Genomic DNA, 25,196 nt, shown 5'->3' on the forward strand with positions numbered 1-25,196 from the left:
TTGTTTCGTTGAACCTTTTGCGCCTATGCTGAACTCCGGGCGCATCCTGCGGGTGCGCCCGGAGCGCAGGGCGATACGGTCGAATGGCCGGGCAGGGGAAATGGCAGGGACCATGGCAAAGACAGGCAGGTCGGTTCTGGGCAAATGGGTGGCCCGGCGCGAATTGCGGCGCTGGCGCGACCGCGCTGTCCTGGCCGACGGCCTCCATCTGTCGCAATTGCGGGGCCAGTGGACGCAGGCCCGCGCGCTGCGCGATGAACTGGATCGGCTGATCCATGTGGCCGACAGCAGGCTGGCGCTGCCTGCCATCGGCTCCACCGCCTTTCCTGTGCCCCATGATGCCGATTGGTTCTGGCGGCCGCAGCTCTGGCGGGCGCCGCTGCCACGTTCGGGTATCGCCTCGGTACGCTCGGGCGAACAGCTCGGCGAAGAGGTCAGCCTGTTTCACGATTGCGCCGCGTCCGAAATCTCGTTGCGCCAGATCCGCAACTTTCGCGAGGCCGACCTCGCCCCCTTTGCGCTGCGCATGGATGTCTTTGCCTTTTCCGGGTCTTTCCTGTCCATCGTCGTCGACCTGCCCGAGGCGGCGGTCACCGACCTGCGCCGCCGTCACCTGATCTGCCTCGACACCGCCGTGCAGATGGAAAAGCCGCTCGATGTCTATGCCCGTCTCAATATCCGGCACGGCCCGAACACCGAACAGATCGTCCTGCAAGTGCCGCTGAACGAGGACGAGATGACAGTCGAATTTGACCTGGCCTACAGCGCCATCAACGAAAAGCGGGTCGAAAAGGCTTGGATCGACCTGATCTTCGACGGTCCTGCAATGAACGAATTGACCTTGCGCGATCTGACCCTGTGCCGCCGCCCGCGTGCCGAACTGTGACGTGCCGATGCGGACTGTGGGACGGCGCAATCGACCACCCAACGCAGGCCCGCCCCCTGAGGAGAGGTTATGACTGACGCGACCCTGACCAAGATCCGCCTGCATTCTGGCCAATGGGAAGGGCTGCTTGTCCTGCCCGACATTGCCGCGATTGACCCGGCACCGGCCCTTTCCGGGACCGGCACGGGGACGACGGACGCGACACCCCTGCACGGGACAGCAGCAAGCGCGGGTGCCGACGCGGATACGGCCGGGGGGCGGCCCGCCGGGGTCGCCACGACCGCCAATGCCGCCGCCGGCATGATCGAGGTGCTGTTGCACAATGAACCCGTCGCAGGGGTACGCGTTACCGCCTTGGACAAGCCGGGTGAATTTGCCGTGGTCATTCCCATTCCGCCCGACGCGATTGCGGATGGCGTTCAGGTGATCCTGATCCGGCACCGCCAAAGCAACGCCGTGCTGAATGCCTTTGCCATCCTCTCCGGTGACGTGCTGGGCGACACCCTGCATACCGAGGTGTCCTTGCTGCGAGCTGAGCTGGACATGCTGAAACGCGCCTTTCGCCGTCACTGTGTGGAGGCCGGGGCGGGCGGCTGAAACCTTTGGCAGCCTCCTCGGCATGTCCGCGCAAGGCCCGACTGGTCCGCAGCCATCGCCGATGACGCGACGCGGTGCCCCTCACCGCGCCGCACCACGCGATGCCGAACCTCGGCCTGTACCGCGCCTTCGTGCAGGCCCGCGCCCGCCTTACTGTCGGAAGGGCGCGCCGTATAGTATGGCGCCGCCCCCCGGTTTGCCGCCGACTGTTTCGCGCGCTGCGGTTTGGCGATTTCTGGCAGCCGACGCCGGGCCGAACACCGTTCAGATACCGACAGGATACCGACGTTGAAACCGATGGAAACTTGCGCCCCCACAGCCGTGCAGACGGGGCGAGCCGCTGCCCCGACGTTTGTGTCCAAATTGGAATTTCAGTGTTTCGCCGTTTCCCTGCCTTCAACGATCCTCGACAAAACCGCTTTATTGTCCGTCCCTTGCCCCCTTTCTGCCCGATTTGACGCCAATAAACGTCAGGACCATGTAGCGAGGCAGGCGTTCAGAATGGACAGGCTCACGGAAATGGAGGCATTCGCGACGGTCGTGGATCAGGGTGGATTCACCGACGCCGCGAAAAAGATGGGGATTTCCAAATCCGCCGTCTCCAAACATGTTTCCTCCCTCGAAGCCCGCCTCGGCGCGCGTCTTCTCAATCGCACCACGCGCCGCGTCGCCCCGACCGAGATCGGGTTGGCCTATTACGACCGCGCCCGCCGTGTGCTGAACGATGCCGACGAGGCGGATGCGCTGGTCACGTCGATGCAATCGGCCCCGTCGGGTCAGCTGCGCATCTGTGTCGCAACGGATTTCGGCGTCAATCACCTCAGCCCTCTGCTTGTGGATTTTCTAAGGGAATTTCCACAGGTTACGGTCAACATGGTGTTGGAAAACCGCCCCGTCGATCTGGTGTCCGGGAGCTTTGACATGGCGATCCGCGTCGGAGCGCCGGATGGCGCGCCCCTCACCTCGCGCAAGCTGGCCGAGACGGCGCAGCGCATGGTGGCCAGCCCCGGCTATATTGCCAGCTTCGGCCGCCCCGCACGTATCGACGACCTCAAAAATCACAAGCTGTTGCATTATTCCGACCTCGACAGCGGCAGTGTCTGGCGTCTGATCGCCCCATCCGGGGAACAACGCCAAATTCGCACGGCGGGGTGGCTTTCGGTCAATGACGGCCAATCGTTGCTGAACGCGGCCATCTCGGGGTTGGGCATTGCCTACCTGCCCAGTTTCCTGTGCGCGGACGCCCTGAAAGAAGGACTGGTCGAGGATGCGATGCCCGACCTGGCACCGGACCTGCAAGGTATCTACGCAGTTTATCCGTCAGCGCGTTTCACCCAACCCAAGGTGCGCGCACTTGTCGATTTTCTGGTGGCCGCGTTCCGCGACAAAGGCCCGGAAAAGTGGTGAATTTCAATTCGTTTCAATAGAGTACGGCGATCTAGTCGAGGCTCAGCAGAACGGCTTCTACCCTGCGGTTGGCCTCCCGGCCGGCCTCGGTCAGATTGGTTGCGCGCGGTGCAAGGTAACCCGCGCCCTCGGCTGTCATCTGGCCCGAGGGCACGCCGTAGCGGCGGCTTAGTCGCTCCATCACCGCGCGTGCGCGGCGTTTGGACAGGGCGATATTGCCCGCCAGCGAACCTTCGGTATCTGTGTGCCCGACCAATGCCACGCGCCGACCTGCCCCTGCCTTGAGAAACGCCGCCAGGGCCGTCAGCGCATCATAGGGGGCCTCGGCCAGTTCGGCTGATCCGGTGGCAAAGATCAGGTCGCCCAACACGACCCGACCACCTTGCGTCAACGCGGCGGCCATGGCTGCGGCGTCAGGGTCGGTAATCGTCACCTCATCAGCCGTGACCCCGTCCGCAGGATCACCGGGACTGTCGGCATGTGCGCCAACAAGGGAACCGCCATCGATGCCGTCTTGAGTGGCGTCCGCGGGATCGTCTTGCGGGAACAGCGCGACCGGCGCCGGGGTGATATGTACCAACTGGATATAGCCCACCGGCCCGGCCCGACTGACCAGAAGAAAGACGTAATCGGCATCTTTGCCGACGCCACGCCGCGCCGACAACGCCCGGAAATCGAAAAGGTCGACGTTCATGTCCGGCGCCTCGATCACATCGACGGCAAAGCGAAAGTCAAAGCCACCGCAGGCGTCGGTGTCGCATTGCAGCAGCGGAACAAAGCCCATGCCTTCCAGCTTTTCGCGCAAGGGTGCCAGCAATTGCAGGGTGGTCATCTGCCCGCCCACCTGCCAGGCCATGCGGCTGACCTCTCCCTCCAGGGGCAGACTGGTCACGTTCCCGTCGGCAAACGGGGCCGTCGGCAGCGCAAAGGAATCGATGCTGGTGACACTGTGGGTCTGACGTGCCGAAAATGGCAATTCAAAGGCCAGTGGCGCGGCCTGACCATCCAGGGCGCGCACCGCCAGCCCGAGTCCCAGCAGGGCAGCGATGACTTTGCCTTTTCTCGATATGGCGTGCCGCGCCCCTGTTTGCATTCAGCGGGCCTGCCCGTGATATTCCGGGTTCGGTTGCATCTCGATGGCATTCGCGACGCGATTGGACATGTTGAAAAAGCCGGTGACATTGGCAATGTCCCAGATGTCGCGGTCCGTAAAGCCGACATCGCGCAGCGCCTGTCGGTCCGCTTCGCCGATTGTCGCGCTGTCCGTCGTGATCCGTGCGGCAAAATCCAGCATGGCGCGTTGGCGTTCAGACAGGTCGGCGGCGCGATAATTCATCACCATCATCTCGCCCAGCTCGGGGCGGCCAGACAGCTCTCTTACGGCAGCACCATGCGCGGTCAGGCAATAGAAACAGTGGTTGATTGAGCTGACGACGACCGCGATCATTTCGCGTTCCAGCTTGCTAAGCCCGCTCTGGCCCAGCATCAGGTCATTGTAGAGCCCGGCAAAGGCATCCAGCTTGGCAATGTCGAAGGCATGGGCCTTGAGCACGTTTGGCACCATGCCGAGCTTTTCGTCGCACAGGTCGAAATACGCCTGCGTCCGTTCGGGCAAGGGTGACACCATCGGCAGATCCAGGGCCGTAATCTTCTCGTTCATGACCATCTCCTCCTGTCAGTCTTTCTGACGGTAATGGTAATGACCGACCTTTGTCATGCCGAGCGCAGTGTAGAGTGCGTTTGCGGCGATATTCGCCTGCGTACAGACGACCGAGAACGTGTTTGCCCCGTTCTGCGCCGCCCAGCGGGCCGCGTCGATCATCATTGCCTTGCCCATCCCACGCCCGCGCATCGCCTCCAATACCTCGAGCGCGTGCAGCATTCCGACGTGATCCGAAACCGCGACAAAGGCGGTCCCGGCGGGCGAATTGTCGAAACGTCCGATCAGGGTCGTGCGCGGCTCACCGGCGCGCAGCATCACGTCGATCCGCGCGTCACCAATGCCGCCCGTGGCCCAGATCTCGCGCTGGATGGCCAATGGTTCCCAGGTGGCCAGGCTATGCTGTTCCGGGCGCTTTTCCTGTTCAGCCAAGACGTTGACGGGGCAGGCATAGATGTTCACCGGGTCAACCACGACATAGCCGCGCGCCGCCAGCTTGGCATCCAGCGCTTCCTGCCCGGGGCGGAGGCTGAACAACAGCGGCTGCGACATCGCACGCATCGCGGCCTCTGCTTCGACGACGTCCGCATCTGTCACAGGCCCCATCGCGGACGCAGCCGAGACGCGCTTGCCCCCACCGCCGCCACGGCGCAGCAGCCATGCGCCCTGGTGGCGCATCTGCGCGGGCGGCCAGGTCGCGTCGACAACCGCCATGTAGCGGTCGGTATTCTCGACCACGGCGGAGGAGGGGGCGGTGCTCATGCGGGAAAGCTTTCGGCCAGCCGCGACATGGCGGCGTCGATCATCGCGCCGTCGCTGCCCCGGATCACGATCGTCGCGCCATAGACGCCGTCGCGTTGGAACGGGTACGACCCGATGGACAGATCGGGATAATCCCCTGCCAGCAGGCGCAGCGGGCCGGCGATCTCGCCCTCGCCGCGATTGATGCGCAGCGACTGGCTCAGCAGCGGCTTGCCCCCGGTCAGACGCGGCAGGATCGACGCGACCATCGCCTCGAATACGCTCGGGACACCGGCCATCACATGCACGTTGTCGACCGAAAAACCCGGCGCGATGGACACCGGGTTGTCGATCAGGGTCGCGCCATCCGGGATACGCGCCATGCGCAGGCGGGCCTCGGTGATCTCAACGCCTCGCCCGCTCCAGTGATTGACCAGCAGGTCGCGGGCATCGTCGCGCACGTCGATATGCTGATCAAAGGCTTCGGCGATGCAATCCGCGGTGATGTCGTCATGGGTCGGGCCGATCCCGCCAGAGGTAAAGACCTCGTCATAGGCGGCCGACAGCGCCTTGACCGCCTTGATGATGGCCTTGGCGTCATCGCTGACCACGCGCACTTCCTTCAGGTCGATGCCGACCTTGGTCAATTCGTTGGCAAGAAAGTACATGTTGGCATCCCGTGTGCGCCCCGACAGGATCTCGTCTCCGATGACGAGCATGGCAGCGGTGGGGTTTGGCATGGGGTCAGCCTCCTTGAGTGTGATTACAGAAATCTATAGGGCGCGCTCATGCGCTTTCAAACCCCCCTTGTTCCGGCCATCTTGTTGCGACGCTACAAGCGTTTCCTTGCAGATATCCGGCTGGCGGACGGACGCGAGGTTGTCGCCCATTGTGCCAACCCCGGTTCGATGATGGGGCTGGCCGAACCAGGCAGCCGCATCTGGGTCGAAGCCAACGACGATCCCAGGAAAAAGCTGAAGTACGGCTGGCGTCTGGTCGAACATCCGGGCGGCCATTTCACCGGTGTCGACACGTCCGTCCCCAACCGCGCCCTGCGCGAGGCGCTGTTGGCGGGGCAGGTGCCCGGCCTGCAAGGCTATGCCCAGATCCGCCCCGAACAGAAATATGGCACTGAATCGAGCCGTATCGATTTCCTGCTGACAGACCCCGACCGCCGCGATTGTTATGTCGAGGTCAAGTCGATCACCCTGTCACGCCAGCCGGGCCTGGCCGAATTTCCCGACAGCACGACCCTGCGCGGGCAGAAACACCTGCGCGAGCTGGCCGAGGTCGCGCGTGCCGGACATCGGGCGGTGATGCTCTACCTCGTGCAGCGCACCGATGCCCGCCGGACGGCGATCGCCGCCGATATCGACCCTGTCTATGCGGCGGCCTATCGACAGGCCCGCGCTGCCGGGGTCGAGGCGCTGGCCTTTGCCTGCCATATCACACCGCAGGAAATCACGCTGGGGGCTGCGTTGCCTGCGCCGGACGTGGATGCGGCGTGATGACACTTTGGCCCGAATGCACGTGCCTCTCTGGCATTTTGCGGCGGAATGCACTAGATCAGGCCTGTGGCGCCTGCCGGATTTCTTCGTCGTCTCGCCACACATTGGGCGAGACCGTATCGACAAAGGCGAAATGAATTGAAACAGGAACATCGTGGTCGCATGACGCGTGAAGGCATTCGCATACACGAAGCCGCCGATTTCGACGGCATGCGCAAGGCGGGCGAGGTCACGGCCCGCATTCTCGACGAAATCGCGGACCATATCTTTGTCGGCCAGACCACCGGAGAGATCGACCGCATCATCGAAGAGAAGGTGACCGAATACGGCACCACCTCGGCGACGATCGGATACAAGGGGTACAAACATGCCTCCTGTATCTCCGTGAACCATGTCGTGTGTCATGGCATCCCCGGCGACAAGAAGCTGAAAGACGGCGATATCCTGAATATCGACGTGACCGTCATTCTGGATGGCTGGTTCGGTGACAGTTCCCGCATGTATGCCGCCGGCAACCTGCCTCGCAAGGCCGAGCGTCTGATCGAGGTGACACATGATTCCCTGATGCGGGGGATCGAGGCCGTCAAACCCGGCAATACCTTTGGTGACATCGGTCACGCCATCCAGACCTATGTCGAGGCACAGCGCATGTCGGTCGTTCGGGATTTCTGCGGACATGGTCTTGGCCGCGTGTTCCACGCACCCCCCAACGTGCTGCACTATGGTCGCCCCGGCACCGGCCCGGTGCTTGAGGAAGGCATGTTCTTCACGATCGAACCCATGGTCAACGTCGGCCGCCCGGAAACCAAGGTGCTGGCAGACGACTGGACGGCCGTGACCCGCGACAAATCGTTGTCGGCACAGTTTGAACACTCCATCGGTGTCACTGCGGATGGGTGCGAGGTGTTTACCCTGTCGCCCGGCGGGTTGTTCCACCCGACCTACAAGCAGGGCTGATCCTGGCCCGGCGGGGTGGCGCGTGGAGATCACGCGCGACACCTTGCCAAAACCCGCGTGCCCTAACCTGCCTCAGATCTTGCGCAGAAAGCTGATCGTGCTGTCGCCAAAGGGGCGCGCGTCGATCACCTCCCAGCCTTCGGGCGCTGTGACCTGCGCGCTTTCCTCCCAGACGATCAGCGCATCGCCGTCGATCCAGCCCTGTGCCAGCGCACTCCGCAACGCCGTTTCTCCCAACCCCTTGCCATAAGGCGGGTCGAGAAAGACAAGCGTTGCCGCTGGCTCGGGGCAGGGGGGCAGCCGGATCGCATTGGCCTTGATCAGCCGCACCCGCTCCTTGATCCCCAGCGTCGCGATATTCTCGGCCACGAGGCGCCCGGCGACCCGGCCATCATCGACAAACGTGCAGGCTTCGGCGCCCCGCGACAGCGCCTCCAGGCCAAGCGCGCCTGTTCCGGCAAACAGATCCAGCACCTGTGCGCCCTCGATCGGGTCGCCAAAGCGCCCGCCGGACAGGATGGAAAACAGGCTCTCGCGTACCCGGTCGGTGGTCGGGCGCAGGTGCGCACCCGCGTCGCCCTTGCCAAGCGCGGCCAGCCTGCGGCCCCTGAACTCTCCCGCAATGATGCGCATCAGGCGCGCATCAGGGTCTTGAGGTCCACGGACGCATCGGCAACCAGTGCCGGGTCCGCCGTCCTGCCGGCCTCGATCAGACGTTTTCCCACCATGTAACCGCGTGGATCATTCATCGCGTCGACCGCCAGCAATGTGTCGCCCGCGTAGTACCAGTGGCTCACCGCGCCCTTGTCGCCATGACGCGCGACAACCCGGTCGTACCCTGTGTTCAACCCTGCGATCTGCAATTTCACGTCGTACTGATCCGACCAGAACCAGGGTTTCGGGTCATATTCCTTGCCCGCCCCCAGCATGTTTTCCGCCACGCACTCCGCCATGTCGATGGCGTTCTGCACGCTCTCCAGCCGCAGGCGCGCGCCCTTGAACGGGAAACTGGCGCAATCACCCGCCGCCCAGATCGCGGGGTCGCTGGTGCGGCCCTGCGCGTCGCAGCGGATGCCGTTCTCGATGTCCAGCCCGGCCTCTTCGGCCAACGTCTCTCCGGGCAGGATCCCCATGCCGATGATCACGAAATCGGCTGCAATCTCGGTCCCGTCACCCAGGATCGCGCCGGCGACGTCGCTGTCTCCGACCAGCCGCTCCAGCCCCGTACGTTCGCGAATGTCGACGCCATGGCCCCTGTGCAGCGCGCGGAAATAGTCCGACGTCGCCTCGCAGGCGACACGTTGCAGGATGCGCGGTGCCATCTCGATCAACGTCACCTTCAGGCCCTTCTTGGCGGCCACCGCCGCTGCCTCCAGCCCGATGTAGCCGCCCCCGACGATCAGCACCCGCGCCCCCTCACGGAACTGCGGCTCCATCGCGTCTACATCCGCAAGGGTGCGGACAGAAAAGACATTGCCCAAAGCCCCTCCAAGCGCCTCCGGCAGATGACGCGGCACCGATCCGGTGGTCAGGGCCAGCTGGTCATAGCGGATCACCTCACCGCCCCGAAAGATCTCTTTTGCGGCGGGGGAAATCGCCTCGACCGGGGTGCCCAGCCGCAGTGTGATGCGGTTGTCGTCGTACCAATGCAGCGGGCGCAGGTACAACCGCTCCTCTGCCATATCGCCCAGCAGGTAGGATTTCGACAGCGGCGGGCGCTGATAGGGGGGTGCGTTTTCACCGCCGATCAGGGTGATTTCCCCGTCGTGGCCAAGGCTTCTCAGCTTGGCGACCAACGATGCCCCGGCCTGTCCGGCGCCAATCACGGCGATATGCGTCATCACTTTGTCCTTACTGTGTCTGGCTCCCCCCGGCGGGACAGCTATAGTCGCTGCCATGTGGAACACAAATCAATGACAGGACACAAGCATATGACCATTTCAACAGGGGATCACCTCCCCGACGCCACCCTCGTCGCAATGACCGACTCCGGCCCGGCGCCGGTTTCGATGAAAGACAAGACCGCGGGTCGCAAGGTCGTCATCTTCGGCCTGCCCGGCGCGTTCACCGGCACCTGCTCCACGGCGCATGTGCCCAGCTTCATCCGCACCAAGGACCAGTTCGATGCCAAGGGCGTGGACGAAATCATCTGCGTGTCGGTCAACGATCCCTTCGTCATGGGCGCCTGGTCGGAAACGACCGGCGCAGGCGCGGCGGGCCTGACCTTTCTCGGCGACCCGTCCAGCGAATTCACCAAGGCCATCGGGATGGAGTTCTCTGCTCCGCCTGCCGGTCTGATCGATCGTTCCAAACGCTATGCCATGCTGGTCGAAGATGGCGTGGTCAGCGTCCTCAACCTCGAAGATAACCCCGGCGCCTGCGAGATTTCGGCCGGCGAAGGTCTGCTCGATTCGATGTGATCTGGACGAAACCGGGTCATGCAGCTTTTGGGGGGTGGGGTGAACCTGCCCCCCATCATGCCGATGATCAGGCGCGTTAATCAGAAAACCCGAAGCCTCATCCCCAAGGCTTCGGGCCGGTACAGCAGGTGCGTTCTGCCCCGATGCTGCGACTTCTACCCCATTCCCCTTATCGACCCAGCAATGGTATCGAGCGTCTTGGTTTTGGAACGGCATGTGCTTGACGCTAACGTAAACCGTATCTGCATGACAAATTAATGTCAACGAAATGAGTCCCCATCAGGCGCGCGTTGGCATCACCCGACGCGCCTTCTCCGCGGTGCGGTGCGGCCCCTGCTAAGACGGGGCGTCGCGCATCGGAAAGCGGTCCGCGCCAAGGGGGGAGCGCGCGTGCAACCATGCGATCTGGACATCACTTTCGACCGCCTCGGGAAAGGCGCGACGGACATGGGCGATGGCCTGATCTGCCGGCATTCCGCGTTCGATCAACACCAGCGCGGTGACCAGACCACTGCGCCCAGCCCCGTACTGGCAGGTGATGGCGAAGGTGCCGCCCCGGTTCAGCATCGCATGCAGGCGTTGCCGCAGCACCTGCCAACGGCCCAGAAAGGCCGCGTCCGGCGCGGCGTAATCGCGGATCGGCAGCAGGATGGCGTCGATCCCCGCGTGCACCAGCGCATCGTAACCCTGTTGCAGCGCACCTTCGGGCAGTTCGCCGGGTTCGGGCAGCAGCAAACAGACCTCTGCACCCATGGCGCTGATGCGGTGCAGCGTCAGTTCCATCCGTGCGGGATCTATATAGGCGCGCCCGTCGATCCCGCTGTCCAGGCCCGGAAAGCCCGCCATCACCACGTTGCCGCCACCCGGAATCGCGACGCGGGCGCGCACGGATCCCTCGTCAGGGTTGTCGGTGTCGAGGGGCTGGGTCACGGGCCTATCCTTGTTTCGGGCGGCTGGGTCGTTTCCAGATCTTAACGTTTGGTATACAGTCGTGTATCGCCTTGATAACGCTTTTTTGGCGCCAGTTGCGCCGCACAACCAGGTTAGTACACCAATGAGACAAAACAGCAGCGACATTGCGGCGGTGATCCGCGAACGGATCTGCCTGCATGCCGGTGCCGAAGAGATGGTGTTGCACGAAGGCCAGCTGGCCACCGAGTTCGGCGTATCCCGCACCCCCATTCGGCAGGTCCTGCAGATGCTGGCGTACGAAAGCCTGGTTGAAACCCGTTCGGGCATCGGCACCATCGTGCCCCCGTTGCTGGCGGCGTCGCGGGACCGCGATGAAACGGCCTTTCGCGCGATACTTGCCGCCGCGGCGGCCTGTCCGTCACCGCACGGCCACATCCCGGAAACCGTGCGCCTCAGGCTGGGCGAGGGTCGCCGCGCCCTGCGCGACACCAGGATGTCCGAGGCTCAGGCGCTGTTTGCAAGCCTCGCCGCCCTGCTGGATGCCACCGTGGCGCTGATCGGGGATCATATCGTCGTTACCGCGCTGCGGGCGGCATATTGGCGTCACATCCGCTGGACCATCGCCCAGGATAGCACGACGCGCGCCGCCGCCCTGACCCGACTGCGCCAGTTGATTGCCGATTCCGAAGGTCTGGCAGACGCTGACGATCTGCCCGGCCTGTTGATGCTGCTGACGCGCAACGCGATCTGAAAACGAAAATGCGCCCCGGCCCTGTGTTCGCAAACGCGGGCGGGGCGCATCTTGTCATGCGGTCCAAGGGGCATTCCCGGCAGGTCAGTCCACGGTGTTGGCCGTCGATCCCGGTTCGCCGCTGGGCTGCTGCAAAAGGGTCCGCGTGGGGAAGGGGATGTCGATCCCGCCCGCATCCAGCGCTTCCTTGACCTTGCGCTTCATGTCGGCCTGAAACTGGAACAGCTCGGCACGATCGCACCAGACCCGGACCAGAAAATCGACCGAGAAATCCCCGAGGTTGTTCACCTGGATAAAGGGCGCGGGCTCTGCGTGGCTGCGCGGATCGGACATGATCGTGTCACGGATGATGTCTTCGGCCTGCTTGAGGTTGCTGCCATAGCCGACGCCAAAGACCCACTCCGCACGGCGTGTCGGATAGATCGAATAGTTGACGATCGTATTGCCCCACACCTCGCTGTTGGGGATGATGATCTGTGTATTCGACAGGCTCGCCAGTTCGGTGAAGTTCAGAGAGATGTTCTTGACCGTCCCCATCTGCCCGTTCACTTCGACAAAATCGCCGTTCTTGATCGGGCGGAAAAAGATGATCATCACGCCGGCGGCAATGTTCGACAGCGTGCCCTGCAGCGCCAGACCGATGGCCAGACCGGCGGCACCGATGACGGCGACCACCGATGTCGTCTGCACACCAAAGGTGTTCAGCACGAACAGGAACGCAAAGGCGATGATCGCATAACTCAGGATCGAGCCGAGGAATTCGAACAGCGTCTCGTCCAGCCGTTCGTGGCGCTTGGACAGGTTGGTGATACGACGCTTGGCCCATCCGGCCAGGAACAGGCCCGCCAGCAGGATCAGGACGGCGGCAAGGACATTGCCAAACAAACTCGCCAAAAAATCCAGCGTCAACAGATCGCCAATGCTCTTGCCGTTCAGGATCTCGGTATTCAGTAAAGTGTCTAGGTTCATGTCAGGATCTGATCCATCTTTCTTGCCAGTTTCGCGTCCAGGGCCGTGACCCCGCCCACGTCATGCGTGGTCAGCCTGACCGTAACCTTGTTGTACCCATTGCTCCAGTCCGGGTGGTGATCCCACTTTTCCGCCCAGAGCGCGGCACGGGTCATGAAGGCGAAGGCTTCGGTGAAATCCGCGAACTTGAATGTCTTTTTCAGGACGTCCTTTTCAGCGTCGAGTTCCCAGCCTGTCTCATACAACGGGGCCAGCAGCGTCTCGCGGCCGGATTCGCTCAGTTTCTCAGTCATCTTGTTCCTCCTGTGTGTCGCGGCGGAAAGGTCCATAGGCGGTCAGCACCTCGATATCCTCGTCCACCGCGCGGGCCTCGGCCTGAAGAAATTCTTCGATGGCGTGGGCAAGGCCCGGATTTGCAATCCAATGCAGTGAATGCGTGTGGGCGGGCAGGTATCCGCGCGCCAGCTTGTGTTCGCCCTGGGCGCCCGCCTCGACGCGCGCCTTACCATGCGCGATGGCATAGTCGATGGCCTGATAGTAGCACAATTCGAAATGCAGGCAGGGGTGGTGTTCGGTGCAGCCCCAGTACCGCCCAAATAACACCTCGCGCCCGATGAAATTCAGCGCCCCCGCAACATAGCGCCCGTCGCGTTCTGCCAGCACCAGCAGCACGTCGTCGCGCATCGTTTCCTGCACCGCATCGAAGAAGGCCCGCGTCAGGTAGGGCGTGCCCCACTTGCGATTGCCCGTGTCCGTGTAAAACCGCCAGAAGGCATCCCAATGCTCGGGCTGGATGTCGTCGCCGCTCAGGGCGTGGATGGTGCCGCCAAAGGCCTGCGCCTGCGCACGTTCCTTGCGGATGTTCTTGCGCTTGCGCGACGACAGACTGGCGAGAAATCCGTCGAAATCCGCGTAGCCGTCGTTATGCCAGTGGAACTGCTGCGAATGGCGGCGCATCAGTCCCATCGCCTCGCCCGCCTCGGCCTCGGCCTCGGTGCAAAAGGTCACATGCACGCCCGAAAGATCGTTGTCCGAGGCAAGCTGCACAGCCCCCTGGACAAGCGCCGCTGTTGCCGTCGTCTCGTATGCGGGTTTGACCAGGAACCGCCGCCCGGTGGCGGGTGTGAACGGCACCGCGATCTGAAGCTTTGGGTAATAGCGCCCGCCCGCCCGTTCAAACGCATCGGCCCAGCTGAAATCAAAGATGTATTCGCCCTGGCTGTGACCCTTGGCAAACAGGGGTGCGGTGCCGATCAGCGTCTCGCCATCATAGGCCGCAAGGTAATGGGCCTCCCAGCCGGTGCGAGGCCCGACCGACCCGCTGATCTCCAGCGCGTTCAGGAAACGCCAGGTTGTGAACGGGTCGTTGGGGCGTCCGCCATCGGCCGCTTCGGGGCAGGCGCAGGCATCCCATTCCGCTTCCTCCAGCCCGCTGATCGCGGACAGGGTGCGGATTTCAATCGTGGTTTCCGGGGCTTTATCCATGCCCCGGACTATCTGTGCCGCGCCGGGGCAGGATCAAGCGGGAATGGCCGCCGCATAGCCTTCAAAGGTCACATTGTCGGCAAGTTGGCGCGCGTCGGCCTCGGCTGCGGCACTGCGGATCGTCCAGCACAGCACCGGCCAGCCCTGTTGGGCAATCTCGCGGACGCGCGCGCGCCCCAGATCTGGCGCGTGGTGGCTGATGAACGATGCGCCCGTGCGCTCCATGTCGGGGATCGCGGCCAGACGCGCGCAGGTCTCGGGCGACAGCATCGTCCAGTCGCGCGGATCGTAGGCGGCGGTGATCAACCCGCGCGGGGTGTCGGGCATCAGCTCCGCCATCCGTGCCACGCTATGCGGATTGAACGACATGAAGGCCAGCGGCCCGTCATAGCCCCGCGCGGTTTCGGCGGCCGCCGCTTCAAGTGCGCCGATCGCGTCGCCCATCTGCCCGTCCTGATCCTTGATCTCGACCAGCAGCGGCACCCGGCCTGCCACGATCTCAAGCGCTTCGGCAAAGGTCGGAATGCCGCTGGGGCCATCGTTCAGCAGGGTCGTTGCCAGATCGGCGGCACTCCGGCCCTTGATCGGGCCGGTGTCACCGGTCAGCCGGTCCAGCGTGTTGTCGTGAAACACCATCGCCACCCCGTCAGAGGAAGGCTGAAGGTCGATCTCGATTCCGTAACCCGCCGCCACCGCGGCTGCGATGGCCTCGCGGCTGTTTTCCGGTCGCCCCGCCGCGCGGTCGTGCAGCGCACGGTGGGCGATCGGGGCATGCAGAAAGCTCTGCGGCAGCGGCGGGCGTTGCATCAGGCGATCTCGAAGATGGCTTCGATTTCGACGGCGACGCCAAACGGCAGGGCAGCGGCGGATACGGCCGAGCGTGAATGACGGCCCGCGTCGCCCAGCACCTCGACCAGGAAATCCGAGGCGCCGTTCACCACCTTGGGCTGATCGCCGAAATCGCCGGTAGAGTTGACGAAACCCGTCAGCTTGATCACGCGCTTGAACCTGCTCAGGTCGCCGCCGCAGGCGGCCTTGGCCTGGGCCAGCAGGCCGATGGCACACAGTTTGGCGGCGGCGGCACCGGCCTCGACATCCATCGTGTCGCCCAGCTTGCCCTGGACCAGGCCGGTGGCGTCCTGGCTGACCTGACCCGAGACAAAGACCATGTTGCCGACGGTCACGAAAGGCACGTAGTTCGCGGCAGGCGCTGCGGCGACGGGCAGGGTGACGCCAAGCTCTGCGAGGCGGGATTCGATGGCATTGGTCATGGTGTTCTCCGTGTTGGGGCGCTGGATGGTCGCGCCGCTTGCGCGGACGCTACAATCCGGGGCCGGGATTGCAACCGTCAATGCACCGATTGTCCGCCTCCCTGCCCTGAGGCGCGCGTATCGGATGGCCAGCGGGCCGGGTGCAGGGGCGCAACCCTTTAGGCACCTGTGTCGTGGTGGCGGCAAACGGGCTCGCCCTGCTGCTGCATGATCGCTTTGCGGCCATTGGCACCGTGCAACACGCGCCTGGTCGCGCAAAGCCAAGGTGACGACGCGGCGGGCTTGACCGCGATACCTGCGCCGCGGGTTGTGGCGTGGTCAGATGCGGCGCCCACTGCGCGCCCCGGCACCTAGCCCTCGCGCATCGCCTTGGCAAAATAATCCGTCAGCGGTTTCAGCAGGTAGGCCAGTGGTGTCCGGTCCTCGGTGCGCAAATAGGCCTCGACCGGCATCCCCGGCAGCAGGGTCAGGCCCGCAGGCAGCTTGGCCAGGGCGGCCTCGTCCAGCCGGATCTCGACGCGGAAATAGGTCCGCCCCGTCGCCTCGTCGCGGAACGCATCCGCAGAGATGCGTGTCAGGTGGCCGGCCAGTTCGGGTGTCGTGCGCCGGTCGAAGGCGGGAAAGCGCAGCATCACCTCCTGCTCCAGATGCAGCGCATCGATGTGTATGGGCTCGACCTGCGCGGCAATGACCAGGGGGCGGTCCTGCGGCACGAGATACATCAGCGGTTCTGCCGGGCGCAGCACCGATTGCGGCGCAAAGACGCTGAGGTCATAGACCAGCCCGGCAACGGGCGCAGTGATCTGCAACTTGTCGAGGCGCGCACGCAGGGCACGTCGACGCTCGGCCAGTTCCATTTCGCGATAGGTCAGGTCGCGCAGGGTTGTGATCGCGCTCTCCTGTCGCTCGGTTTCAAGCTTCAGCAGGTCGAGACCGATCTCGGTGATGCGCCCCTCCGCCTGGGCTTTCTGGGCGGTCAGGTCACCGATGGCGCCGCGCAAGCGGGCCTCTTCGCGTTGCAGGGCCTGCACGCGGGCAACCTGCGACAACCCCTTTCCCAGCAGAACGCGCTGTGTTGCCAGTTCCTGTGCGATCAGCGTCAGCTGCGTGTCCAACGCCTGCGACTGGGCCGCGATTCCGGCGATCTGGCTGTTGACCTGCTGAACGCGCTCATGCACCTGGCTGACCTGTTGCAGCTGGGCCGCGCGCCGCGCCACCAGCAATCGCTCCTGCCCGCTCAGCAGGTCGGCAACCTCGGGCTGCCGGGTCGCGGCCTCGGCCAGCAGCGGGGGCGGCACCAGGTGGCGCAGCCCGTCGCGCTCGGCCTCCAGACGCGCATGGCGGGCCATCAACTCGAACAGCTGCCCCTCGACGATGGCAAGGTCCGACCCGAGGGCGTCTGGTGCCAGCCGCACCAGGACCTCTCCGGCTTCGACCCGCTGGCCTTCGGCAACCAGTACGGCCTCCACCACGCCGCCCTCGGGGTGCTGCACCACCTGGCGATTGCGCTCGACCTCCAACTGGCCGGGGGCGACGATTGCCCCGGCGATCCGGGTCAGCGCCGACCAGCTGCCGAACCCCGCCAGCAGGATCAGCAATGTCACCCCGCCCAACAGCAGCGGAAACCGCACCGAAAACGACCTGTCGCGCCTGCCGTTCAGGCCGGACCCCTTTGGCAAAGGCGCATCCGGGCTGCCTGACCGGGGTGGTGTCCTTGCGTCACCCGTCATTGCACACCCCCCTGCATGCCGCCCTGCACGGCACTGCGCCGGATCTGGTCGTGGTTCTGCACCACTTTCCGCAACACGTCGTCACGCGGACCGAAGGCCACGCGATTGCCATCCTCCAGCATCAGCAAAAGATCGCATTCCTGAATGGCAGCCGGGCGGTGTGCCATGATCATCACCGCGCGCCCCTCGGCCTTCATCGCCCGGATCGCGGTGTTCAGCGCCTCGCTGCCCTCGTTGTCCAGGTTGGAGTTCGGCTCATCCAGAACCAGCAGCACCGGCGCGCCGTACATCGCCCGCGCCAGGCCGATCCGTTGGATCTGGCCGCCGGACAGGCGCGTGCCATGTGGGCGCACGGCCGTGTCATAGCCCTCGGGCATGCGCAGGATCATGTCGTGTGCGTCGGCCGCCCGCGCCGCGGCGACGACCGCCGCATCGTCCGGAACCTCGGCCATGCGGGCGATATTCTCGGCAATCGTGCCCTCGAACAGCTCCACTCGCTGCGGCAGATAGCCGATCAGCTGGCCCCGCACCGTCGCGTCGTAATGCTCCAGCGATGCGCCATCCAGCCGAATGCAGCCGCCCGCGCAGGGCCAGGCGGCGGTCATCGCCCGGGCCAGCGTGGATTTCCCCGCCCCGGACGGCCCGATCACACCAAGCGCCTGACCGGGCCCGATCGAAAACGTCAGCATCCGCAACGCCGCCATGGAGTGCCCGGGCGGGATCACGGTGGCTTGCACGACCTCGATATGTGCCTTGGGATGGGGCAGCCCGGTGCGTGGGGCTATGACCGGGACCGCGCCCAGCAAGCGGGCAAGGTTCTGCCAGGCCTGCCGGGCGCGCAATGCCAGCGGCCATTGCGAAATCAGCATCTCGATCGGCGTCAGCGCCCGCCCCAGCAGGATCGAGCCCGAGATCATGGCCCCCCCCGTCACTTCGCCGCGCAAAACCAGCCAGGCACCAAGGCCCAGCATCCCCGATTGCAACGCCAGGCGCAGCGACCGCGTCAGCACGGAAAATCCCGCCGTGACATCCGTCGCCATGATCTGCTGCGTCAGCGCGCGTCGGCGCATCCGGTGCCAGCGCGCAAAGGCTGCGTCGCCCATTCCCATGGCCCGGATCATGCCGGCCTCCGTGCGCATCTGGTCGGCCTGCGCCTGGGCGGTGATCGCCGCCCGCAGCGCCTCTTTCTGGGGGGCCTGGCTGCGCATCCTGCTCAGGGCGGCCACCCCGATCAGCACGGCGCCCCCGCCCAGGGCCATCAGGCCCAGCAGGGGGTGAAACAGGGCGATTGCCCCCAGGAAAAGCGGTGTGAAAGGCAGGTCGAACAGGGCCGCCGGCACCGGAGAGGCCAGCAAACGCTGGATCGCCTCCACGTCTTGCAGGGCGGTGTCGGCATCCGGGTCGCGTTGTATCGCGCTCTGACGCAGCGCCGCGTCATAGGCACGCGGATCCAGCGTCGCCTGAAACCGAGCACCGATCCGCGACAGGATTCGCCCCCGCACCAGGTCCAGCACCCCCATGTTCAGATACAGGAATGCGGCCAGGATCGTCAGGGCCAGCAGCGTCTCGACGGAACGCGAGGTCAGAACCCGGTCGTAGACCAGCAACATGTACAGCGGGCCGGTCAGCATCAACAGGTTGGCAAACACCGAAAACAGCCCCGCAGCCCAGTACAGGCCCCGGCTCCTGCGCCGCAGGTCGCGCAATTCCTGCGCCCCGGCTTCGGTTTTGCGATCTCGGTTTTGCTGCCGCACGATATGCGCCTTTCCGCCTATTCAGATTTCCGGGTTTCCCGTCATATGCCATCGCAATAGACTGCGCCTGCGGCATGCCGTACTGGCTCGGGCCGATCCGATTTGTCGCCAATTGGCCACAGGAATCGCGCTCGCCCACTATTGCTATGGCCCCAATGCGCTTAAGGATTAGATAAACGTGGGCCGCAATTGGCGGCGCGCTCATATGGGATTTAACACGAATGTTCTCTGCATGATTTCACGCACCGCTCTCCGCGCGACCCGTACTGCCCTGACCTCGCCCCGTGCCGTCCTGTCCGTGATCCTTGTCGCGGCGACACTGGCGTCGGCGGGCTGCACGCGTCCGGCGCCCGAGGCCGCGACGCAGCAGTATTTCGACCCCTACGAGGCGCGCAATCGCAAGATCCACAACTTCAACAAGGGCCTGGACAAGGCCGTGCTGCGCCCCGTCGGTGTGGCCTACGCCACCGTGGTCCCCGAAGAATTCGCGACCCTGGTGACGAACTTCGGTGAAAACCTCGCCACCCCGGCGGACGTGGTCAACGATGTCCTCCAGTTCCGGCTCAAGGATGCCTTCGTCAACACGGTTCGCTTCACGATGAACTCGACCATCGGCCTTGGCGGGCTGATCGACGCGGCGACCCTGTGGGGCATTCCGGCGCGCGACACGGACTTCGGCGAAACGCTGTATGTCTGGGGTGTGCCCGAAGGCGCCTACATGGAGCTTCCGATCCGTGGCCCGTCCACCGAACGCGACACCGCCGGGCGCATCGTCGACTTCTTTACCAATCCGCTTGGATATGTCCTTGACTCGCCTGAGAAATCCTATGGAACGCAGGCCCGTGTCGTCAGCGCGATCGGGTATCGCGGCCGCTATGCGGACACGGTTGACTCCGTGCTCTACGACAGCGCCGACAGCTATGCGCAGTCGCGGTCGATCTACCTGCAACGGCGGCATTACCAACTGGGCGACATCGCTGCGACCTCGCAAGCCGAAGATGCCTATACCGACCCCTATGGCGCCCCTGCGGCGTCCAACACTTACGACGACCCTTATGGTGACCCCTATGCTGAATGACCTGACCCGGCGCCGCTTTGTCGGCGGTGCACTGGCGCTGGCGATCGCGCCGCTCTTCCTCTCTCCCCGTGCCGCTCTCGCGCTCAGCGATGCGCAGGCCAAGTCCATGGTCGACAGCCTCGTCGCGCGGATCAACCAGGTGATCGCCTCGGGCAAATCCGAGGCGGCGATCATCCGGGATTTCGAACAGATCTTCGACCAGTACGCCGATGTCTCGATCATCGCGCAATCCTGCCTCGGGCCGGCGGCACGCGGCCTGTCAGGGGCGCAGCTGGCGGCCTACACAGCGGCCTTTCGCGGGTACATCACCCGCAAGTACGGCAAGCGGTTCCGCGAATTCGTCGGTGGCCGGATCGAGGTCAACGACGCTCGCGAGGTCAAGACCTGGCACGAGGTGATCACCACCGCCTACCTGCGTGGCGAAGCCCCGTTCGAGGTCAAGTTCCTGGTGTCCGACCGGTCCGGCCGGGACCTGTTCTTCGACATGTTCATCGAAGGCATTTCGATGCGCCTGACGGAACGAGAGGAAATCGGCGCCATGCTTGACCGCAACCGTGGTGACATCGCCGCCCTGACCGCAGACCTGCAACGCGCCGGCTAACGGACAGGCGGATTTTCGGCCCACGACAGGGCCGCCCTGAAAGAAAGCCCCGAATGGTCCACGCCATTCGGGGCTTTCGCGTTTCGGGCCCTTCCCGACCGCACAATGTGCAGATCAGGAAGGAGAGGCGTGGGCAGCAATCAGTTCAGGCCAAAGATATCCTTCAACGCCTTCTGGATGATCGTGTCCAGGCGTTGCGGTTGCTGCTGGCTCTGCCTGGCGTTGTCGCTGCTGGCGGCGACATTGCGCCCGGCGTTGGGGTCGGGCCGCAGCATGGGCAGGGGTTTGGGTTCGACCCCGTCCTCGACCCGGCTCATCACCTCGTGAAAGATCTCGGCGGGCAGGCCGCTGCCGGTCACGCCGGTCAGCGGGGTGTTGTCGTCATAGCCCATCCAGACGCCGGCCACGTAATCGGCCGAGAACCCGATGAACCACGCGTCCCGCGTGGATGATGTCGTTCCGGTCTTGCCGGCGATTTCGTGATCGTCCAGCCCGGCGCGCGTACCGGTCCCGTGCAGCACCACCTGGCGCATCATGTAGATCAGTTCCTGCGCGGCACCTTCGCTGATGACACGCTCGCCGATCCCGCCGTCGCTGCCCATCAGGGGCTGGCTGTCGCCCTGCAATGTCACCGATTCGATGCCATAGGGTTCCACGGACGACCCGCCATTCAGGATACCGGCATAGCCGCCGACCATCTCGATCAGCGTCGATTCCGAGGCCCCGAGGGCCAGCGCCGGCCCCTGCGCCAGGTCGCTCTCGATGCCGAAATCCGATGCGACCTTGCGCACGTTGTCCAGCCCGGCGGCCTCGGCCAGCCGTACCGCGGGGATGTTCAGCGACTTCATCAACGCCTCTTCCAGCGTCACCGGGCCGCGGAACTTGTGGTCATAGTTCTCGGGTTTCCACGGGCCTGATCCCGGCACGTTGATCGTCAGCGGTTCATCCTGCACGACATCGTTGTAATGCCACCCGAGGTCCAGCGCCGCCCCGTAGACGAACGGTTTGAACGCCGATCCGGTCTGACGCAGCGCCTGCGTGGCCCGGTTGAACACACCCTTCACCCGCGTGTCACGGCCGCCGACCATCGCGCGCACTGCGCCGTCCGGCCCCATGACGACGATGGCGGCCTGCGCCTTCGACGTGTCCTTCACCTTTTCTTCAAAGATGTACTTCATCGCTTCTTCGGCGGCCTTCTGGATCCGCTGATCCAGTGTCGTCCTGAAAATCACGTCCTGCGTCGATTTCTTGGTCAGGAAATCCGGCCCGGACGACATCACCCAATCCGCGAAATACCCCCCCGACTGTGCCTCGGCCGCGGCGGACAGACCGGCAGGATGAGCAATGGCGTTGCGCGCCTGCGTGCTGTCCAGATACCCCTGCTCCTGCATCAGGCCGACGATCACGTTGGCGCGGTTCTGCGATCGTGCCAGGTTGTTGGTCGGGGCATAGCGCGTCGGTGCCTTCAGCAGCCCGGCCAGCATCGCGGCCTCGGCCGGGGTGACATTGGCGGCGGATTTGCCGAAATAGCGCTGGCTGGCGGCTTCGAAACCACGGGTGCCCTCGCCCAGGTAGGCGCGGTTCATGTAGACGGTCAGGATCTCGTCCTTGGAATAGCGCATCTCCATGCCGATGGCATAGACGGCCTCCTTGACCTTGCGCCACAGCGTCGTCTGGCGACAGTCGTCCTCATACGCGGTTTCGTTCTTCCACTGCTTCGGATCGTAGGGCGTGCCGAGGCACAGCAGTTTTGCCGTCTGCTGGGTGATGGTCGACCCGCCATGTCCATCCAGCGGCCCCCGCCCTTCGCTCAGGTTGATGCGGATGGCCCCGGCCACGCCGCGCGGGCTGACGCCAAAGTGCTTGTAGAACCGGCGGTCCTCGGTCGCGACGATGGCATGGCGCAGGTTGGGCGACACGCTCTGCGCATCCACCACGCCGCCGAACTGGTCACCGCGCCAGGCAAAGACCTGGCCATGCGTGTCCTGCATCGTCACGGACCCGCGCGCGCGCCCGTCGAACAGGTCGTCCACGGGCGGCAGCGTCGCCGCGACATAGGCCGAGGCCAGCAGCACCAGCGCGACACTGACCGCCGTCAGCCGCCAGACGAACCGCCAGATCAGCGCGATGATCCCGCGCAGCAGACGCACGATGGGGTTGCGCGACCCGCCGCCGCCACCACCCCGGCCGCCACGCCCCTTGCGCGGGGGCTTGCGGGGCGGTTGCTGGCGCGATGCGGGTTTCGCAGACCGCGCGGCAGGTTTGGCCGTCTTCGCCGAGGGCTTGCTGGCGGCCTTCGCCGCGCCCGATTTGGAGGCATTTGCACGGGATCCGGTCTTGCCTGTCCCCGATGTGCGGCCTGCACGCGGCCCGCCCACTCGCCTGTCCGCCACGAGTGGCGGTTTGCGACGTCCTGAATCACTCATTTTTTACTGCCCGGAGCTTTTTGCTTTTCGACACTTTACAGACTTTGCCCGCGAATGTTGAGGCAGAAGCGCAAGGCTGAAGAGTTTTTGATTTGCCCAATTTTTGTGCTTATTTTGAAATACGGGCAAAAAAACGGCATCCGATACGCAATTTACCCTAGCCAACTCGGCCCATTGTTCCGCATTCCGGGCAGGGACGGCTTATCTGCGGGTGCCAAACTGTGGACCCGTGTCCGCAACAAGGAAGGGGAAAGTAGTGAAACTCATTATCGCAACAATCAAACCGTTCAAGCTTGAGGAGGTCCGCGAGGCGCTGACCGAAATCGGCGTGCGCGGGATGATGGTGACGGAAATCAAGGGCTTCGGCTCTCAATCGGGCCATACTGAAATCTACCGTGGTGCGGAATACGCGGTGAATTTCGTCCCGAAAATCAAGCTCGAGATCGCCGTGACGGCCGCGATGGCCGATCAGGTTGTCGAGACGATCACGACGACTGCCAAGACCGGGAAAATCGGCGACGGCAAGATCTTCGTGCTGGATATCCAACAGGCGGTTCGGGTGCGGACCGGCGAAACCAACGACGACGCACTCTGAACTGCGACCGGACAGGGGAAAGGACTCACTCTATGAAAACCGTTACCAAATTTGGCCTGGCTGCCGCGTTGATCGCGCTGCCCAGTCTCGGCCTTGCGCAAGAGGCTGACACGACGCCTCCGATCGAAGAAATCGGCTATATCTTCACCACGTTCATGTTCCTCGTCACCGGCTTCCTGGTGATGTTCATGGGCGCGGGCTTCGCCATGCTCGAAGCCGGCCTCGTGCGTCAGAAGAACGCCACGATGCAGCTGATGAAGAACGTCGCGCTCTTCGCGATTGCAGCGATCATGTACTACCTCGTCGGCTACAACCTGATGTACCCGGGCGACGGCTGGACCGTCCTCAACGTCATCGGTGCCTTCGGGACCGCCGTGATGGAACCCGTCGGCCTGGCAGACACCGAAACCGACCTGACCTATGCGTCGGTTGGCTCGGACTTCTTCTTCCAGCTGATGTTCTGCGCCACCACCTGCTCGATCGTTTCCGGCACCCTGGCCGAGCGTATCAAGCTGTGGCCCTTCCTGATCTTCTGCGTCGTGCTGGCAGGCTTCCTCTACCCGATCCAGGCATCCTGGAAATGGGGCGGCGGCTTCCTGAACGAAGCGGGCTTCCTCGACTTCGCCGGTTCCACCGTCGTGCACTCGGTCGGTGGCTGGTGTGCCCTGACCGGCGCGCTGATCCTCGGCCCGCGTATCGGCAAGTACAAGAACGGCACCGTCACCCCGTTCCCCGGTTCGAACCTGACGCTCGCCACTCTGGGTACGTTCATCCTGTGGCTGGGTTGGTTCGGCTTCAACGGCGGTTCGCAGCTCTACATGGACACGGCTGCCAACGTTGCTGACATCTCGCGCATCTTCGCAAACACCAACACGGCTGCGGCCGGCGGTGCCATCGCGGCGATGATCCTGACGCAGATCCTGTACAAGAAACCCGACCTCACCATGGTGCTGAACGGCGCCCTGGCCGGCCTCGTGTCGATCACTGCCGAACCCCTGACCCCCGGTCTGGGCGCGGCAACGATCATCGGTGCCATCGGTGGTATCCTGGCCGTCCTGGCCGTGCCGATGCTGGACAAACTGAAGATCGACGACGTTGTCGGCGCGATCCCGGTTCACCTGGTCTGCGGTATCTGGGGCACCATCGCGGTTGTCTTCACCAACGGTGACGCAACCATCGGCGCACAGCTCTACGGCATCATCACCGTGGGTATCTTCACGCTGGTGGCCTCTGCCGTCGTCTGGTTGATCCTCAAGGTCATCGTCGGCCTGCGGGTCTCCGAGGAAGACGAGATCATGGGCCTCGACATGGCCGAGCTGGGCATGGAAGCCTACCCCGAGTTCTCCAAGGGCTGAGCTTCCCCTCCTGAAACGGACTGAGATCGGCCCGGGCGTTCGCGCCCGGGCTTTTGCATGTCCGTCGTCCGGGCGGTGGCGTGGCAAACCGGC

General features: G+C 64.3%; 26 protein-coding genes. 11 read left to right on the forward strand and 15 right to left on the reverse strand.

The features are described from left to right. The first annotated feature begins 112 nt into the window (after positions 1-112). The 3 genes from DL237_RS16770 to DL237_RS16780 all read left to right on the forward strand — a co-directional run bounded on the left by DL237_RS16770 (position 113) and on the right by DL237_RS16780 (position 2,890). Positions 113-886: a DUF6478 family protein gene (locus DL237_RS16770; RefSeq protein WP_119400294.1), complete on the forward strand. Its 774-nt coding sequence runs from the start codon at positions 113-115 to the stop codon at positions 884-886. Between the two features lie 69 nt (positions 887-955). Then, entirely contained in the window at positions 956-1,483 is a 528-nt protein-coding gene (locus DL237_RS16775) for a hypothetical protein (RefSeq protein WP_233545037.1), read from the forward strand. A gap of 501 nt (positions 1,484-1,984) precedes the next feature. Continuing rightward, complete coding sequence (locus DL237_RS16780) at positions 1,985-2,890, forward strand: LysR family transcriptional regulator (protein WP_119400242.1); 906 nt, start codon at positions 1,985-1,987, stop codon at positions 2,888-2,890. A gap of 31 nt (positions 2,891-2,921) precedes the next feature. On the opposite strand, the gene DL237_RS16785 is transcribed toward DL237_RS16780, so the two are convergent. Genes DL237_RS16785 through DL237_RS16800 form a run of 4 tightly spaced genes read right to left on the reverse strand, consistent with a single transcriptional unit; the run spans position 2,922 to position 6,031 of the window. After that, complete coding sequence (locus DL237_RS16785; protein ID WP_119400243.1) at positions 2,922-3,983, reverse strand: OmpA family protein; 1,062 nt, start codon at positions 3,981-3,983, stop codon at positions 2,922-2,924. After that, a complete protein-coding gene (locus tag DL237_RS16790) occupies positions 3,984-4,550 on the reverse strand; it encodes a peroxidase-related enzyme (protein WP_119400296.1) in 567 nt (188 codons plus the stop codon). A 15-nt stretch (positions 4,551-4,565) separates the two neighbouring features. Further along, positions 4,566-5,312, reverse strand: coding sequence for a GNAT family N-acetyltransferase (locus DL237_RS16795; protein ID WP_119400244.1), 747 nt, complete (start codon positions 5,310-5,312; stop codon positions 4,566-4,568). Further along, positions 5,309-6,031, reverse strand: coding sequence for a competence/damage-inducible protein A (locus DL237_RS16800; RefSeq protein WP_119400245.1), 723 nt, complete (start codon positions 6,029-6,031; stop codon positions 5,309-5,311). The genes DL237_RS16795 and DL237_RS16800 overlap by 4 nt, the downstream gene beginning before the upstream one ends. Positions 6,032-6,079: 48 nt before the next feature. Here DL237_RS16800 and sfsA point away from each other — a divergent pair, with 48 nt between their 5' ends. Both sfsA and map read left to right on the forward strand, forming a co-directional pair. Continuing rightward, positions 6,080-6,799: a DNA/RNA nuclease SfsA gene (gene sfsA, locus DL237_RS16805; protein ID WP_119400246.1), complete on the forward strand. Its 720-nt coding sequence runs from the start codon at positions 6,080-6,082 to the stop codon at positions 6,797-6,799. A gap of 162 nt (positions 6,800-6,961) precedes the next feature. Further along, positions 6,962-7,756, forward strand: a complete 795-nt coding sequence (gene map / locus DL237_RS16810; RefSeq protein WP_119400247.1) for a type I methionyl aminopeptidase — start codon at positions 6,962-6,964, stop codon at positions 7,754-7,756. A gap of 72 nt (positions 7,757-7,828) precedes the next feature. On the opposite strand, the gene rsmD is transcribed toward map, so the two are convergent. After that, a complete protein-coding gene (gene rsmD / locus DL237_RS16815) occupies positions 7,829-8,389 on the reverse strand; it encodes a 16S rRNA (guanine(966)-N(2))-methyltransferase RsmD (protein ID WP_119400248.1) in 561 nt (186 codons plus the stop codon). Further along, on the reverse strand, positions 8,389-9,597 hold the full coding sequence (locus DL237_RS16820; RefSeq protein ID WP_119400249.1) for an NAD(P)/FAD-dependent oxidoreductase: 1,209 nt from the start codon (positions 9,595-9,597) through the stop codon (positions 8,389-8,391). The genes rsmD and DL237_RS16820 overlap by 1 nt, the downstream gene beginning before the upstream one ends. A 90-nt stretch (positions 9,598-9,687) precedes the next feature. Here DL237_RS16820 and DL237_RS16825 point away from each other — a divergent pair, with 90 nt between their 5' ends. Beyond that, positions 9,688-10,176: a peroxiredoxin gene (locus DL237_RS16825; protein ID WP_119400250.1), complete on the forward strand. Its 489-nt coding sequence runs from the start codon at positions 9,688-9,690 to the stop codon at positions 10,174-10,176. Between the two features lie 336 nt (positions 10,177-10,512). Here DL237_RS16825 and DL237_RS16830 read toward each other — a convergent pair whose 3' ends face one another. Beyond that, a complete protein-coding gene (locus DL237_RS16830) occupies positions 10,513-11,106 on the reverse strand; it encodes a protein-tyrosine phosphatase family protein (RefSeq protein ID WP_119400251.1) in 594 nt (197 codons plus the stop codon). A 124-nt stretch (positions 11,107-11,230) separates the two neighbouring features. Here DL237_RS16830 and DL237_RS16835 point away from each other — a divergent pair, with 124 nt between their 5' ends. After that, entirely contained in the window at positions 11,231-11,839 is a 609-nt protein-coding gene (locus DL237_RS16835; protein ID WP_119400252.1) for a GntR family transcriptional regulator, read from the forward strand. 84 nt (positions 11,840-11,923) lie between these two features. Here DL237_RS16835 and DL237_RS16840 read toward each other — a convergent pair whose 3' ends face one another. From DL237_RS16840 to DL237_RS16870, 7 genes are all read right to left on the reverse strand, one after another. Then, complete coding sequence (locus tag DL237_RS16840; RefSeq protein ID WP_119400253.1) at positions 11,924-12,808, reverse strand: mechanosensitive ion channel family protein; 885 nt, start codon at positions 12,806-12,808, stop codon at positions 11,924-11,926. Next, positions 12,805-13,101 carry a 4a-hydroxytetrahydrobiopterin dehydratase gene (locus DL237_RS16845; RefSeq protein WP_119400254.1) on the reverse strand — a complete coding sequence of 99 codons (297 nt, stop codon included), beginning with the start codon at positions 13,099-13,101 and terminating at the stop codon, positions 12,805-12,807. Before DL237_RS16845 ends, DL237_RS16840 begins: the two co-directional genes overlap by 4 nt. Beyond that, complete coding sequence (locus DL237_RS16850) at positions 13,094-14,293, reverse strand: GNAT family N-acetyltransferase (RefSeq protein WP_119400255.1); 1,200 nt, start codon at positions 14,291-14,293, stop codon at positions 13,094-13,096. The genes DL237_RS16845 and DL237_RS16850 overlap by 8 nt, the downstream gene beginning before the upstream one ends. 33 nt (positions 14,294-14,326) lie before the next feature. Continuing rightward, the gene (locus DL237_RS16855) at positions 14,327-15,100 is read right to left on the reverse strand and encodes a glycerophosphodiester phosphodiesterase family protein (protein ID WP_119400256.1); all 774 of its coding nucleotides are present in this window, start codon (positions 15,098-15,100) and stop codon (positions 14,327-14,329) included. Next, positions 15,100-15,564, reverse strand: a complete 465-nt coding sequence (locus DL237_RS16860) for a RidA family protein (protein WP_119400257.1) — start codon at positions 15,562-15,564, stop codon at positions 15,100-15,102. The genes DL237_RS16855 and DL237_RS16860 overlap by 1 nt, the downstream gene beginning before the upstream one ends. Before the next feature lie 350 nt (positions 15,565-15,914). Beyond that, positions 15,915-17,294: an HlyD family type I secretion periplasmic adaptor subunit gene (locus DL237_RS16865; RefSeq protein ID WP_119400258.1), complete on the reverse strand. Its 1,380-nt coding sequence runs from the start codon at positions 17,292-17,294 to the stop codon at positions 15,915-15,917. Beyond that, complete coding sequence (locus DL237_RS16870; protein WP_119400259.1) at positions 17,291-19,048, reverse strand: type I secretion system permease/ATPase; 1,758 nt, start codon at positions 19,046-19,048, stop codon at positions 17,291-17,293. Before DL237_RS16870 ends, DL237_RS16865 begins: the two co-directional genes overlap by 4 nt. A gap of 232 nt (positions 19,049-19,280) precedes the next feature. On the opposite strand from DL237_RS16870, the gene DL237_RS16875 reads away from it, so the two are divergent. Together DL237_RS16875 and DL237_RS16880 are read left to right on the forward strand one after the other, a co-directional pair. Beyond that, positions 19,281-20,126: an MlaA family lipoprotein gene (locus DL237_RS16875; protein ID WP_119400260.1), complete on the forward strand. Its 846-nt coding sequence runs from the start codon at positions 19,281-19,283 to the stop codon at positions 20,124-20,126. After that, positions 20,116-20,727, forward strand: a complete 612-nt coding sequence (locus DL237_RS16880) for an MlaC/ttg2D family ABC transporter substrate-binding protein (RefSeq protein ID WP_119400261.1) — start codon at positions 20,116-20,118, stop codon at positions 20,725-20,727. Before DL237_RS16875 ends, DL237_RS16880 begins: the two co-directional genes overlap by 11 nt. 140 nt (positions 20,728-20,867) lie before the next feature. On the opposite strand, the gene DL237_RS16885 is transcribed toward DL237_RS16880, so the two are convergent. Continuing rightward, on the reverse strand, positions 20,868-23,153 hold the full coding sequence (locus DL237_RS16885) for a transglycosylase domain-containing protein (RefSeq protein ID WP_119400262.1): 2,286 nt from the start codon (positions 23,151-23,153) through the stop codon (positions 20,868-20,870). Positions 23,154-23,409: 256 nt separating this feature from the next. On the opposite strand from DL237_RS16885, the gene DL237_RS16890 reads away from it, so the two are divergent. Together DL237_RS16890 and DL237_RS16895 are read left to right on the forward strand one after the other, a co-directional pair. Beyond that, on the forward strand, positions 23,410-23,748 hold the full coding sequence (locus DL237_RS16890; RefSeq protein ID WP_119400263.1) for a P-II family nitrogen regulator: 339 nt from the start codon (positions 23,410-23,412) through the stop codon (positions 23,746-23,748). Positions 23,749-23,780: 32 nt separating this feature from the next. Continuing rightward, positions 23,781-25,103, forward strand: coding sequence for an ammonium transporter (locus DL237_RS16895; RefSeq protein ID WP_119400264.1), 1,323 nt, complete (start codon positions 23,781-23,783; stop codon positions 25,101-25,103). The last annotated feature ends 93 nt before the right edge of the window (positions 25,104-25,196 follow it).

Origin of the sequence: Pseudooceanicola sediminis (assembly GCF_003575965.1) — a bacterium.
GTDB lineage: Bacteria > Pseudomonadota > Alphaproteobacteria > Rhodobacterales > Rhodobacteraceae > Pseudooceanicola > Pseudooceanicola sediminis.

Bases quoted from the DNA above. Each gene is read 5' to 3' on its own strand.
- DL237_RS16770 (WP_119400294.1), top strand. From the start codon at position 113: ATGGCAAAGACAGGCAGGTCGGTTCTGGGCAAATGGGTGGCCCGGCGC.
- DL237_RS16775 (WP_233545037.1), top strand. From the start codon at position 956: ATGACTGACGCGACCCTGACCAAGATCCGCCTGCATTCTGGCCAATGG.
- DL237_RS16780 (WP_119400242.1), top strand. From the start codon at position 1,985: ATGGACAGGCTCACGGAAATGGAGGCATTCGCGACGGTCGTGGATCAG.
- DL237_RS16785 (WP_119400243.1), bottom strand. From the start codon at position 3,983: ATGCAAACAGGGGCGCGGCACGCCATATCGAGAAAAGGCAAAGTCATC.
- DL237_RS16790 (WP_119400296.1), bottom strand. From the start codon at position 4,550: ATGAACGAGAAGATTACGGCCCTGGATCTGCCGATGGTGTCACCCTTG.
- DL237_RS16795 (WP_119400244.1), bottom strand. From the start codon at position 5,312: ATGAGCACCGCCCCCTCCTCCGCCGTGGTCGAGAATACCGACCGCTAC.
- DL237_RS16800 (WP_119400245.1), bottom strand. From the start codon at position 6,031: ATGCCAAACCCCACCGCTGCCATGCTCGTCATCGGAGACGAGATCCTG.
- sfsA (WP_119400246.1), top strand. From the start codon at position 6,080: ATGCGCTTTCAAACCCCCCTTGTTCCGGCCATCTTGTTGCGACGCTAC.
- map (WP_119400247.1), top strand. From the start codon at position 6,962: ATGACGCGTGAAGGCATTCGCATACACGAAGCCGCCGATTTCGACGGC.
- rsmD (WP_119400248.1), bottom strand. From the start codon at position 8,389: ATGCGCATCATTGCGGGAGAGTTCAGGGGCCGCAGGCTGGCCGCGCTT.
- DL237_RS16820 (WP_119400249.1), bottom strand. From the start codon at position 9,597: ATGACGCATATCGCCGTGATTGGCGCCGGACAGGCCGGGGCATCGTTG.
- DL237_RS16825 (WP_119400250.1), top strand. From the start codon at position 9,688: ATGACCATTTCAACAGGGGATCACCTCCCCGACGCCACCCTCGTCGCA.
- DL237_RS16835 (WP_119400252.1), top strand. From the start codon at position 11,231: ATGAGACAAAACAGCAGCGACATTGCGGCGGTGATCCGCGAACGGATC.
- DL237_RS16840 (WP_119400253.1), bottom strand. From the start codon at position 12,808: ATGAACCTAGACACTTTACTGAATACCGAGATCCTGAACGGCAAGAGC.
- DL237_RS16845 (WP_119400254.1), bottom strand. From the start codon at position 13,101: ATGACTGAGAAACTGAGCGAATCCGGCCGCGAGACGCTGCTGGCCCCG.
- DL237_RS16850 (WP_119400255.1), bottom strand. From the start codon at position 14,293: ATGGATAAAGCCCCGGAAACCACGATTGAAATCCGCACCCTGTCCGCG.
- DL237_RS16855 (WP_119400256.1), bottom strand. From the start codon at position 15,100: ATGCAACGCCCGCCGCTGCCGCAGAGCTTTCTGCATGCCCCGATCGCC.
- DL237_RS16860 (WP_119400257.1), bottom strand. From the start codon at position 15,564: ATGACCAATGCCATCGAATCCCGCCTCGCAGAGCTTGGCGTCACCCTG.
- DL237_RS16865 (WP_119400258.1), bottom strand. From the start codon at position 17,294: ATGACGGGTGACGCAAGGACACCACCCCGGTCAGGCAGCCCGGATGCG.
- DL237_RS16875 (WP_119400260.1), top strand. From the start codon at position 19,281: ATGATTTCACGCACCGCTCTCCGCGCGACCCGTACTGCCCTGACCTCG.
- DL237_RS16880 (WP_119400261.1), top strand. From the start codon at position 20,116: ATGCTGAATGACCTGACCCGGCGCCGCTTTGTCGGCGGTGCACTGGCG.
- DL237_RS16885 (WP_119400262.1), bottom strand. From the start codon at position 23,153: ATGAGTGATTCAGGACGTCGCAAACCGCCACTCGTGGCGGACAGGCGA.
- DL237_RS16895 (WP_119400264.1), top strand. From the start codon at position 23,781: ATGAAAACCGTTACCAAATTTGGCCTGGCTGCCGCGTTGATCGCGCTG.